We start from the raw sequence: 11,656 nt of genomic DNA on the forward strand, positions 1-11,656 counted from the left end.
GCCCGGTCCCATTCCGAACCCGGAAGCTAAGCCTGCCAGCGCCGATGGTACTGCACTCGCGAGGGTGTGGGAGAGTAGGTCACCGCCGAACACAATTTGATAGACAGCGGGAGGGACACCACGTCCCTCCCGCTGTTTCTATTTGTCATGAATGTCTATCTGTAAACCCGAACCCGAGCCGGCACCCCGGCGGACGTAAGGTGAACGACGTGAACGAACCCCGGTCAGACAGCGCAGACCAGTCGCCCAGCCGCGGTGACCGCGACGTACCCCGTCGTGGTGACCGGGCCGAGACCTCCGGTCGACGGGACAACAGCTCCTACGGTGAACGTCGCGGCAATCGGTACGACGGCACCGACCGCGGCGCCGGCGATGGCGGAGCGCGTCGCGGCCGGCCGTCGGACGGTGAACATTCCGGCTCACGCGCCAGCGATGATCACCGGGGCGGCGGCGACCGTCGTGCCGCGGGCGCCCGCCGGGAGGACGGTCCTCGTCGTGACGGGGGCGGCCCCCGTCGTGCTTCCCGGCCGAACGACCACCGGGGCGGGTCGCGGACGCGGAGTGGCGGCGTCCGCTCCGAGGGCGACCGTCGGCACGCCGGAGACCGGCGCGAGGGTTCTGATCGCCGATATGGTTCGGATCGCTCCGGGGCGGGGCGTCCCGGCCAAGATGCACGGGCCGCGGCCCGAGCTGACGAGCCTGCGCTTCCCGAGGACATCGAGGCCGCGGATCTGGACATGGAGATCCGACGGGATCTCCGAAGCCTGGACAAGGCCAATGCCGAGATCGTGGCGAAGCATCTCGTCGCGGCGATGTTCTTCGTCGACGAGGACCCCACGCTGGCTCTGGCCCACGGTCGAGCTGCCAAGAACCGTGCCGGCCGCATCGGCGTCGTGCGGGAGACGCTGGGCGTACTGGCGTATCGCGCTGCGGAGTGGGCTGAGGCTCTCGGGGAGCTGCGTGCCGCTCGACGAATCTCGGGCGGCCCCGGACTGCTGGCCATGATGGCGGACTGCGAACGTGGTCTCGAGCGACCTCAGCGGGCTATCGAGATCGCCCGCGGTGAGGAGTCGCGCATGCTCGAGGGCGAGGATCTCGTGGAGCTCCGCATCGTGGAGGCCGGGGCCCGCGTGGACATGGAGCAGCTCGATGCGGCCCTGGTGACGCTGCAGGACGCCGGAGTGTCGGCGGAGGCGCAGGGTGAGTCCGCCGCGCGTCTCGACTACGCCTACGCCGAGGTGCTGCTCGCCGCGGGTCGCAAGTCCGAGGCCGCGGAGTGGTTCGGGTACGCGGTGGCGGCGGACCCGGAGCAGAACACCGACGCCGAGGCGCGACTCGCAGAGATGGGGGACTGATTCGGCGGTGAGTACGTCCAGCCTGTCCAGACTTCACGATGCTCTTCTCGTCGACCTCGACGGCACCCTGTTCCGGGGGAGTGAGCCCATTCCGGGTGTGGCGGAAGGTCTCGAGCAGTCCGGCCTTCCCGTCGTCTACGTGACGAACAACGCGAGCCGCGCCCCGGCGGATACTGCCGCTCACCTGCGGGACCTCGGCTTCGCGGCCGGGGCGGACGAGGTCATGACCAGCGCGCAGGCCGCGGTCGTCATGGTCGCGGCTCAGGTGCCTGCCGGTTCCAAGGTGCTCGTCGTGGGCCACGACAGCTTCCGGGACCTCGCGCGACAGGCGGGTTTCGAGGTGGTCCTGTCTGCGGATGACAATCCCGACGCCGTGCTTCAGGGACTTTCCAGGGAACTGACCTGGGGTGAGCTCGCCGAAGGCTGCCTCGCGATCCGCACGGGGGTCCCGTGGGTGGCCTCCAATACCGATGCGACCCTGCCGACCGAACGGGGACTGTTGCCGGGTAACGGTTCGCTCGTCGCCGCGATGGAGACGGCGACCGCCCGCAAGCCTCTGGTGGCGGGTAAGCCCGCGGCCGGGGTGCTCCGCGCCGCCGCCGACCTAGCCGGCTCGACGCGTCCGCTTGTCATCGGTGACCGTCTCGACACCGATATCGAAGGTGCCGTCGCAGCGGGTATGCCGTCGCTGATGGTCCTGACCGGAGTCCACGGTGCCACGGACCTGCTGTCGGCGCCGCCGGCTCGTCGGGCTACCCATCTCGCCCGGGATCTGACCGCGGTGAACGTGGAGGGCGAGGACTTCCTGATCGCCTCCGCAGCCGAGATCGGCGTGTCCGCCCGGGATGGGGTCCTCCATGTGGACTCGGTGCCCGATCACCTCGGGGATGTGCCGCTCGCCCGTTCCGTGATCCGGATGGCCTGGGCGCAGGATGTCGACCGTGTGGACGGCGATACCCCGGGCATCACGTCCCGGTTGACGGATGCGGGTTTCGTCGTCGGCTAGCGTGGAGTCGTGAGCTCTCCCGCACCGCACCCTCGACCCGGGCCCTCGGGGCCCGACATCGACGCGCTCCGCGTGGCATTCGACGACCTCCTCGTTGAGTCCGCAGGGCTGGCCGGCCAGAGCGGCGGTGAGGAGATCGGCGCCGTTCGAGACGACCAGGTGGCGGCACTCGATGCGGCGCACGAGTTGCTGTCCGACGCGCTCTCGGCACTGGACTCCCAACGCTGATGGCCGCACGCCGTATGCGACTCGACGCCGAGTTGGTCCGCCGAAAGATGTGCGACAGCCGGGAACGGGCAAGGGATCTGATCGCCGCCGGCCGGGTGATCGTCAATGGTGTGGCGGCGAGCAAGCCGGCGACCCAGGTGGAGCCCACCACCTCCATCGCGCTGACCGCCTCCGACGAACCCGACTGGGCCTCGCGCGGCGCCCACAAACTGCTCGGCGCCCTAGACGCCTTCGACGTCGTCGTCGACGGGGCCCGCTGCCTGGATGCGGGAGCGTCGACCGGTGGGTTCACCGACGTGTTGCTCAGTCGTGGGGCCGGCCGTGTCGAGGCCGTGGACGTCGGGTACGGCCAGTTGGTGTGGAGACTGAGGAGCGACGAGCGCGTCGGTGTCCACGACAAGACAAACGTTCGATCGCTCACCCCCGAGGACATCGGGGGACAGGTCGACCTCGTGGTCTCGGATCTCTCGTTCATCTCTCTGGCCCTGGTCCTGCCGGCGTTGGCCCGCTGCGTGCGCCCGGAAGGAGTCCTGCTGCCCATGGTCAAGCCCCAGTTCGAGGTAGGACGCGACAGGGTCGGGCAGGGAGGAGTCGTCCGCGATCCGGCGCTGCGGATCGAGGCGGTGACCGAGGTCGCCAGAGTCGCTGCGGAGAACGGGCTCGAGGCGATGGACTGCGTTGCGAGCCCACTGCCCGGCCCGTCGGGCAACGTCGAGTACTTCCTGCACTTGCGTAAGGTCGACGCCGGACAGACCGTGGAATGTGGTGACTCCGCGGTGGCCGCGATCCGTAAGGCTGTAGAGGAGGGGCCCAGATGAGCACATCGGAGCCGTCAGGCCAGGGTCGTCGGATCCTGCTCGAGCCAAACTTCGGCCGCCCGGACATCGTGGCGACCGTGGCGCAGGTCGTCGAGGCGTGTGCGGGACACGGGATCGCCGTGCGGATGCTGGAGGACACCAGTGCTCATGTGGCCACCGGTATCGGCGTGGAGACGGTTCCGGACACGCCGGACGCTGCGGACGGGTGTGAACTCGTCCTGGTGCTCGGGGGTGACGGGACCTTCCTCAGGGCCTGCCAGTACGCCAACGCGGCAGACGTGCCGGTGCTCGGGGTGAACCTCGGGCACATCGGCTTCCTCGCCGAGTCAGAGGTCGAATCCCTCAGCGGTGTGGTCGAGCAGATCGCCGCCCGCGACTACCGGGTGGTCGAGCGGATGACCGTGGAGGCGACCGTTATCCACGGCGACGAGGTACTCGGTCGGGACTGGGCGCTCAACGAGGTCAGCATCGAGAAGACCTCCCGTCAGGGGGTGCTCGAGGCATCGGTGGAGATCGACGGCCGGCCGGTGAGCGACTTCGGATGCGACGGCATGCTCGTCTCCACCCCGACCGGCTCCACGGCGTACGCGTTCTCCGCCGGCGGTCCCATCGTGTGGCCCGAACTCGACGCGATCCTCGTCGTCCCGAACAATGCCCACGCGCTGTTCGCCCGCCCGATGGTGGTCGCTCCCACCTCGCGGGTCGCGGTCGAGACCGGCGTGCGGTCCGGTTCTTCGGCGGTGGTGCTCGACGGGCGCCGGACGATCGACGCGCCGGCGGGTAGCCGGGTCGAGGTAATCCGAGGTCGGCGGCCGGTCAAGTGGGTCCGACTGGACGAATCACCGTTCACCGACCGGCTGGTGACGAAGTTCGAGCTTCCCGTCACAGGGTGGCGCGGGCGGTCAGGTGTCCGTCCCCTCGCCTAGGGTGGGTGCGTGCTCACGGAACTCCGGATTAGCGGCCTCGGCGTCATCGACGAGGCCGTCGCCGACTTCTCGCCCGGCCTGTCGGTTCTCACCGGGGAGACCGGGGCGGGAAAGACGATGGTGGTCACGGGCCTGAGGCTGCTGGCTGGCGGCCGCGCCGACCCCGGTCGCGTACGCCGTGGTGCGGACAAGGCGCTCGTTGAAGGCCGGTTCGACCTCACGGCGGCTTCCACGATGGACGAATCCGATCGGCGGGAACTCGACGGACTGCTCGAGGACTCGGATGCCGAGTTCGATGAGGACGGCAGCGTCATCGCCGTGCGGCGCGTAGGTGCTGACGGTCGCTCGCGCGCCCGGCTCGGGGGCCGATCGGTTCCCGCCGGGACCCTGGGACGCTTCTGTGCCCCGCTGCTCGCGGTTCACGGACAGAATGACCAGCTTCGCCTGCTGCGGGCGGATCATCAGCGTGATGCCGTCGACACCCATGGCGGGGACGCGGCCAGGGCTGCCCTCGAGGCCTATCGCGAGACCTTCCGCCGCTGGCGCCGGGCCGAGGCGTCGCTGGCCGAACGCACGGGCAGAGCCCGCGAGCTCGCGCGCGAGGCGGATCTGTTGCGGATGGGGCTCGAGGAGATCGACGCGTTGGCCCCGCAGTCGGGCGAGGGCGCCGAACTCGACGCGCTCATCCGTCGGCTCACCGATTCGGAGGAATTGCGGGAGATCGCCGGCCGGGCACACGAGGCCCTCGCCGGCGACGGCGAGACCGCGGAGCCGATGGTCGGGGTCCTCGATCAGCTCCGTCAGCGGCTGTCGGGCGCTGACGACCCGGCGCTTGATCCCATCGCCACCAGCATCGGCCAGGCCGTGGCGGCCCTCGGCGACGCAGCCACCGAACTCGGCCTCTACCTCGCTGAACTCCCGGTCGATGCGGCGGATCTCGACTCGGCGCTCGAGCGCCGGCACGATCTGCGGGCATTGACCCGCAAGTACGGCACCGATGTCGACGACGTGATGGACTGGGCCGAGAAGGCCAGGGTCCGGTTGACCGAGGTCGACACCTCGGACTCCGCGGTCGCCGAGCTCGAGGCCACCGTCGCGCGGCTGGCCGCCGAGCTGGCCGACCGGGGCGCAGCGCTGACGGACGTGCGGCGTGCAGCGGGCGCGGACCTCGCGGACCGCGTCTCCGCCGAAATGGCGGACCTGTCGATGGGCGGAGCGCGGCTCACGGTCCGGGTCACCCCTTCAGGGGACGGCCTGGAAGGGGCGACCGAGTCCGGTCTCGACGATGTCGTCCTCGAGCTGGACGGCCCCTCGGGCGCGGTGCCGCTGGGCAAGGGGGCGTCCGGAGGCGAACTCTCTCGCGTCATGCTCGCCCTCGAGGTGGTGCTCGCCGAGCGCTCCGGGGGAGGGACCCTGGTGTTCGACGAGGTCGACGCGGGGGTCGGCGGACGAGCGGCGCTGAGTATCGGTAAGCGTCTGGCCAGGCTCGCCCGAACCCATCAGGTCATCGCTGTCACGCACCTCGCACAGGTGGCCGCCTACGCGGACACCCACCTGGTCGTGCACAAAGACTCCGACGCGGACGCGGGCGACACCGTGGTCTCGGGCGTCCGTGCGGTCGCCGATACCGACCGGGTCACCGAGCTGGCACGGATGCTGGCCGGCATGGAGGACACGGACACCGGGCTCGCCCACGCCCGCGAGCTGCTGGAGACCGCCCAGAGCCAGAAGTCTCAAGCTCTGGTCGACCGTTAAGCCGACACGCCGGGTCGACCTCCCTGTTCACAGGAATCACACGCGTGATACTCGTGCACATGAAGATGTCGGGTCTGCTCAACCGTCGTTCCAATGATCTCGCCGGTGTCGTCGGTGCTGTCCGCCAGGTCCCCGCGGGGGCACCGGCTCCGAAGAGGCTCGGCGGCAAGGACGTCGTCGTGCTGGACCTCAACCGCACGTCCGCTGCGACCGCCCGGGCGCTGGTCGACGCCGGGGTGGCCGCGGTCGTCCACGTCGCTCGTCCGGGAGAGGAGATGTTGCCGCGCGCGGCATTCCGCATCCTCGCCGGATCCACGGTGCCGGTGATCGAGGACGCGGACCTGTCCGAGGTGGCGGACGGCACCCGTGTCCGCATCGACGAGGGCGTGGTCTACGCGGTCAAGACCGACGAGGAACTGGCCACCGGACGCGAGGCCGACTCGACCGATCTGCTCGCCGAGGTCGACGCGGCAGAGAGCTCCTACGTCGAATCCGCGCTGGCTCACCTGGCCAATTCCACCGAGTTCCTGAGCATCGAGCACCAGCTCCTCCTGGACGGGGAGGGGCTACCGGAGATCGACGTGGACTTCGTCGACCGTCACGTGGTGGTGGTGACCGGCTCGGAGGCCTCGAAGGATCAGTTGGCGGACCTCAAACCGTTCATCCGCGAGTACCGGCCCGTCCTGGTGGGTGTCGACGGCGGCGCCGAGTTGCTGCGCGCAGCGAAGCTGACCGCCGATCTCGTCGTCGCCACCCCCACCGCGGTCTCCGACGAGGTTCTCACCGACGGCGCCGTCCTCGTGGTGCCCGCGGATCGCGACGGTCGCGCGGAGGGCCTGGAGCGCATCTCCGAGCTGGGGATCGGTGCGACGACCTTTCCCGCCGCGGCGACCGCCCGCGACATGGCGCTGCTGCTCGCCTACCACGGCGGCGCCGAGATGATCGTCGCCACCGGCGAGGCCCGGGGGCTCGAGAACGCCTTCGGCGCGTCGTCGTCCCCGTCGTCGACCATGGTGGACACCACCGTGGCGTCCCGCCTTGTCCATGCCGAGGCCTGCGCGACCCTCTACCGCTCGCGTGGTGCCGGGATCGGCCTGGCGCTGGTCGTGCTGGCCGCTCTCGTCGCCGTCGCGGTGGTGGTGCTCATGCGCGATTCCGCGCAGGACCTGCTCGTCTGGGCTGTCGAGAGCTGGAACTCCTTCGCGCTGTGGGTCCAGGGGCTCATCCGGTGATCTCCCTGCGTCGCCACGTCCTCACCCTGGTCGCGGTCTTTCTCGCGCTCGCGGTGGGGGTGGTACTCGGATCGACGTCCGTGGCGACGTCCATCCGGGACGCGGTGGTCGACAGGGAGGAGACGACCGCCGGGCAGCTCGAGGCCGCCCAGCGGGAACTGGACCAGAGCCGACTGGCGAACGATCGACTCGGCGCCCTGGCCGCCGATCTCACCCCCGCTGTGGTCGACGGTCGACTCGCGGACCGGCCTGTGCTCGTCGTGGTGGCCCCCGGTGCTTCGGCCGAGGACGTCGACGCGGTCACCGAGGCGATCTCCCTGGCGGGTGGGATAGATGCCGGCCGGATCCGACTGACGGACCGGGCTGTCGACCCGGAGGCCGACTCCGAGTTGGCGGCCCTCGTGGCCAATCTCCCCATCGGGGACGCACCCGCCGGGGACGCCGACATGGGAGCCCAACTGGGTACGGCTCTCGGGCGGGCCGGCCTTCTGCGCGGCGAGGACGCCGAGCCGCACCTCGACGACGAGGACCGGGCGACAGTGCTCACCACGTTGGCCGACGCGGAGATGATCGCCTACGAGCCGGGGACCATCCGTCCCGGCCAGCTGGCCGTGCTCGTGACAGGGCCCGGGGGCGACGAGGCGGCTGCTGTGCGGACCGCCTCCCTGGCCCGGACGCTCGACAGCGAGGGCGCAGGCGTGGTCGTGGCGAGCGCGATCGGTGCCGGGGCGGGTCAGGACGCCGTCCTGGTACTCCGGTCCTCGGGGCAGGAGGACGCGTCGACCGTGGACAACGCGGGCACCGCGGCCGGGCGCCTGGCCACGGTCCTGGCGCTGGCGGAACAGCTCGAGCGCGGGCAGGGTGACTATGGCCTGCGACACGATGCGACCGCTGCGGCGCCGTCGCTCCCCCCGACGCAGACTCGGTGATAGCCTGAAGCCCCGTGGGGTGCACCGGAGCCGCACCAGCTTTCATCCATTCCGGAGTCTTGACACGGGAGTCCCCTTGGCACTGAACCGAGCCGGATCGCGGTCCGCGACCAAGCATATTTTCGTCACCGGTGGCGTGGCGTCGTCGCTGGGCAAGGGGCTCACCGCCTCGAGTCTGGGGCAGTTGCTCACCGCCCGCGGGCTCCGGGTGACCATGCAGAAGCTCGACCCGTACATCAATGTCGATCCCGGTACGATGAACCCGTTCCAGCATGGTGAGGTGTTCGTCACCGAGGACGGCGCGGAGGCGGACCTCGACCTCGGACACTACGAGCGGTTCCTCGATCGGGATCTGAGCGCCAATGCCAACGTGACCACCGGTCAGGTGTACTCGGCGGTCATCGCCAAGGAGCGTCGCGGCGAGTATCTCGGCGACACCGTGCAGGTGATCCCGCACATCACGGATGCCATCAAGGAGCGCATCATCGCGATGGGCGCCCCCGACGCCGAGGGCCGGACCCCGGACGTGGTGATCACCGAGGTCGGTGGGACCGTCGGCGACATCGAGTCGCAGCCGTTCCTCGAGGCATGCCGGCAGGTGCGCCACTCGGTCGGCCGCGAGAACATCTTCTTCCTCCACGTCTCCCTGGTGCCGTACCTCGCGCCGTCCGGTGAGCTCAAGACCAAGCCCACCCAGCACTCGGTGGCAGCCTTGCGCTCGATCGGCATCGTGCCGGACGGGCTGGTGCTGCGATGCGATCGTGACGTCCCCGACGCGCTCAAGGCCAAGATCGCGCTCATGTGCGACGTCGACCTGGAGGGTGTGGTCTCCACCCCTGACGCGCCGAGCATCTACGACATCCCCAAGGTGCTGTTCTCCGAGCACCTGGACACCCACGTGATCCGCAAGCTCAACCTGCCGTTCCGCGACGTGGACTGGACCGTCTGGGGCGACCTGCTCGCGCGCGTGCACGAGCCGCGCGAAGAGGTCGAGATCGCTCTTGTCGGCAAGTACATCGACCTGCCGGATGCCTACCTCTCGGTCACCGAGGCCCTGCGTGCGGGTGGCTTCGCCCACCACGCCCGGGTCAACATCCGGTGGGTCGAGTCCGACGTCTGCGCGACCGAGGCGGGCGCGCGGGAGGCACTGCGGGGCGTCGACGGCATGCTGATCCCCGGCGGGTTCGGTATCCGTGGCATCGAGGGCAAGCTCGGCGCCATCTCGTGGTCGCGCAAGAACCGCATCCCGTTGCTCGGGCTGTGCCTGGGCCTGCAGTGCTCGGTCATCGAGGCCGCCCGCTCGGTCGGGCTCGAAGATGCCTCGTCCACCGAGTTCGAGCCGGACACCCAGCACCCGGTGATCTCGACGATGGCCGATCAGGTCGACGCGGTGTCCGGCAACGCGGACCTGGGCGGCACGATGCGACTGGGCGCCTACCCGGCCGTTCTCGGCAAGGGCTCCCTCGTGGCGGAGGCCTACGGTGCCACGGAGATCTCCGAGCGCCACCGTCACCGCTTCGAGGTCAACAACGCCTACCGCGACAAGGTCTCCGAGTCGGGTCTGCAGTTCTCCGGCACGTCCCCGGACGGCCACCTGGTCGAGTTCGTCGAGTACCCGCGTGACCAGCACCCGTTCTTCGTGGCCACGCAGGCCCACCCGGAGTACAAGTCCCGGCCCACCCGTCCGCACCCGCTGTTCGCGGCGTTCATCAAGGCTGCGTTGGACTACGAGAACGAGATGCGTCTGCCCGTCGAGCCGTGGCGCGAGGGTCAGCAGGGCGAGACCGCCGTGGCGGACGACGACGGCTGAGCCATGTCGGATCCAGGTACTCCCGGTTCGCATGACTACCGGACGGTGGCGAGTCGCGAGATCTTCGACGGCCGCGTCGTCCGCCTGCGCGTCGACACCCTGACCATGCCGGGCGGGGGCACCGCGGACCGGGAGATCTGTGGCCATGACGACGCGGCGGCCGTAGTCGCGCTGGACTCCGAGGGGCGGATCGTCCTGGTCCGCCAGTACCGCCACGCCGTGGGAGAACGCCTGTGGGAGCTGCCCGCAGGCCTGTGCGATGTCGAGGGCGAGCCGCCGGTGGAGACCGCGCGGCGCGAACTCGTCGAGGAGGCCGGGGTCGAGGCCGACGACTGGCGGTCGGTCGTGGAAATCGTCCCGTCCCCGGGTTTCAGCACCGAACGTGTCCACGTCTACCTGGCCACCGGCCTACGTGACGTCGGTCGGCCGGAGGCCCGGCACGAGGAGGCGGACATGGAGGTCACGCGCATGCCGCTGGCAGACGCCGTCGACGCGGTCCTGGACGGTCGGATCGTCAACGGCATCGCCGTGGCGGGCATCCTCGCGGCCCGGACGCTGCTCGACCGAGCCTGACGGCTCGTCAGAGCATGGTCGAGACGGTGACCGTGGAGTCGCAGATCCGCGGGTATCTCGATCACCTCGTCGTCGAACGGGGGGCCTCGACCCACACCCTCGCCGCCTATAGGCGCGACCTCGACCGGTACCGGCGGCACCTCGACGCGGCGGGGGTGACGGACCTCGGGGCGGTGAGCGAGTCCCACGTCGAGGACTTCCGCACCGCCCTGTCCACCGCGGACCCCGAGGCCGGCCGTCGAGCACTCGCGCCCAGCTCGGTCGCGCGGGCACTCGCGGCGGTGAGGGGCCTGCACCGTTTCTCGACACGGGACGGGGCGACCCCCGTCGACGCGGCTGCGGCGGTCACACCCCCCAGCCCGCCCCGCAGGCTCCCCAAGGCCGTACCGGTGGACCGGATGATCGCGATGATCGAGGCCGCCGGCGGGACGGAGACCGATACCGAGCCCGCCCGCCTTCGTGACCGCGCCATGCTCGAGTTGCTCTACGCCTCCGGGGCACGCGCCGCCGAGCTGATCGGACTGGACGTCGATGACCTCGACGGACTCGACCGGCCCGAGGGGGGTGCGGTGATCCTGCGCGGAAAAGGCGGTAAGGAACGCATCGTGCCCCTGGGGCGGCCGGCGTGCGAGGCGGTGAACGCCTACCTCGTGCGGGCCAGGCCCGCACTGGCGGTGAAGGGCGGAGCCGCCCTGTTCCTCAACACCCGCGGCGGCCGTCTCTCCCGACAGACACTGTGGAACGTCGTGTCCGCTGCGGCGCGACGCGCGGGCTTGGCAACCGATGTCTCGCCGCACTCTTTCCGGCACTCGTTCGCCACCCATCTTCTCGACGGCGGCGCGGACATCCGGGTGGTCCAGGAGCTCCTGGGACACTCGTCGGTCACCACGACCCAGGTGTACACGCTCGTCACCGTCGACACGCTGCGCGAGGTCTGGGCCGAGTGTCACCCGCGGGCACGGTAACGTGGCCGGGGATACGGCCCGGGTGCGGGTGAGGGCGACGAGAGGAGACGCGGGTGGCG

11 protein-coding genes and 1 rRNA gene are annotated in these 11,656 nt (G+C 70.3%); all 12 read left to right on the forward strand.

Annotated elements, in window-relative coordinates; all coding sequences use genetic code 11:
- Window positions 1–91, forward strand: a 5S ribosomal RNA gene (gene rrf, locus ACWIE7_RS00005); the annotation flags it as partial.
- A 646-nt stretch (window positions 92–737) separates the two neighbouring features.
- The gene (locus tag ACWIE7_RS00010) at window positions 738–1,355 is read left to right on the forward strand and encodes a hypothetical protein (RefSeq protein ID WP_454068294.1); all 618 of its coding nucleotides are present in this window, start codon (window positions 738–740) and stop codon (window positions 1,353–1,355) included.
- Between the two features lie 7 nt (window positions 1,356–1,362).
- Window positions 1,363–2,361: an HAD-IIA family hydrolase gene (locus ACWIE7_RS00015; protein ID WP_454068295.1), complete on the forward strand. Its 999-nt coding sequence runs from the start codon at window positions 1,363–1,365 to the stop codon at window positions 2,359–2,361.
- 9 nt (window positions 2,362–2,370) lie between these two features.
- A complete protein-coding gene (locus ACWIE7_RS00020; RefSeq protein ID WP_452098747.1) occupies window positions 2,371–2,589 on the forward strand; it encodes a hypothetical protein in 219 nt (72 codons plus the stop codon).
- Window positions 2,589–3,407, forward strand: a complete 819-nt coding sequence (locus ACWIE7_RS00025) for a TlyA family RNA methyltransferase (protein WP_452098749.1) — start codon at window positions 2,589–2,591, stop codon at window positions 3,405–3,407. Before ACWIE7_RS00020 ends, ACWIE7_RS00025 begins: the two co-directional genes overlap by 1 nt.
- Window positions 3,404–4,333, forward strand: coding sequence for an NAD kinase (locus ACWIE7_RS00030; RefSeq protein WP_454068296.1), 930 nt, complete (start codon window positions 3,404–3,406; stop codon window positions 4,331–4,333). The genes ACWIE7_RS00025 and ACWIE7_RS00030 overlap by 4 nt, the downstream gene beginning before the upstream one ends.
- A gap of 9 nt (window positions 4,334–4,342) precedes the next feature.
- Entirely contained in the window at window positions 4,343–6,088 is a 1,746-nt protein-coding gene (gene recN, locus ACWIE7_RS00035) for a DNA repair protein RecN (RefSeq protein ID WP_454068297.1), read from the forward strand.
- A gap of 59 nt (window positions 6,089–6,147) precedes the next feature.
- On the forward strand, window positions 6,148–7,320 hold the full coding sequence (gene steA, locus ACWIE7_RS00040; protein ID WP_454068298.1) for a putative cytokinetic ring protein SteA: 1,173 nt from the start codon (window positions 6,148–6,150) through the stop codon (window positions 7,318–7,320).
- Complete coding sequence (locus ACWIE7_RS00045; RefSeq protein ID WP_454068299.1) at window positions 7,317–8,249, forward strand: copper transporter; 933 nt, start codon at window positions 7,317–7,319, stop codon at window positions 8,247–8,249. The genes steA and ACWIE7_RS00045 overlap by 4 nt, the downstream gene beginning before the upstream one ends.
- A 76-nt stretch (window positions 8,250–8,325) precedes the next feature.
- Complete coding sequence (locus tag ACWIE7_RS00050; RefSeq protein WP_454058142.1) at window positions 8,326–10,059, forward strand: CTP synthase; 1,734 nt, start codon at window positions 8,326–8,328, stop codon at window positions 10,057–10,059.
- A gap of 3 nt (window positions 10,060–10,062) precedes the next feature.
- Window positions 10,063–10,632, forward strand: coding sequence for an NUDIX domain-containing protein (locus ACWIE7_RS00055; protein WP_452098755.1), 570 nt, complete (start codon window positions 10,063–10,065; stop codon window positions 10,630–10,632).
- A 14-nt stretch (window positions 10,633–10,646) separates the two neighbouring features.
- A complete protein-coding gene (locus ACWIE7_RS00060; RefSeq protein WP_452098757.1) occupies window positions 10,647–11,597 on the forward strand; it encodes a site-specific tyrosine recombinase XerD in 951 nt (316 codons plus the stop codon).
- Window positions 11,598–11,656: the final 59 nt, after the last annotated feature.

The organism is Dietzia sp. NPDC055343 (assembly GCF_053645265.1).

Coding starts and splice junctions, on each gene's coding strand:
- ACWIE7_RS00010 (WP_454068294.1), top strand. CDS start 738: ATGGAGATCCGACGGGATCTCCGAAGCCTGGACAAGGCCAATGCCGAG.
- ACWIE7_RS00025 (WP_452098749.1), top strand. CDS start 2,589: ATGGCCGCACGCCGTATGCGACTCGACGCCGAGTTGGTCCGCCGAAAG.
- ACWIE7_RS00030 (WP_454068296.1), top strand. CDS start 3,404: ATGAGCACATCGGAGCCGTCAGGCCAGGGTCGTCGGATCCTGCTCGAG.
- steA (WP_454068298.1), top strand. CDS start 6,148: ATGAAGATGTCGGGTCTGCTCAACCGTCGTTCCAATGATCTCGCCGGT.
- ACWIE7_RS00055 (WP_452098755.1), top strand. CDS start 10,063: ATGTCGGATCCAGGTACTCCCGGTTCGCATGACTACCGGACGGTGGCG.
- ACWIE7_RS00060 (WP_452098757.1), top strand. CDS start 10,647: ATGGTCGAGACGGTGACCGTGGAGTCGCAGATCCGCGGGTATCTCGAT.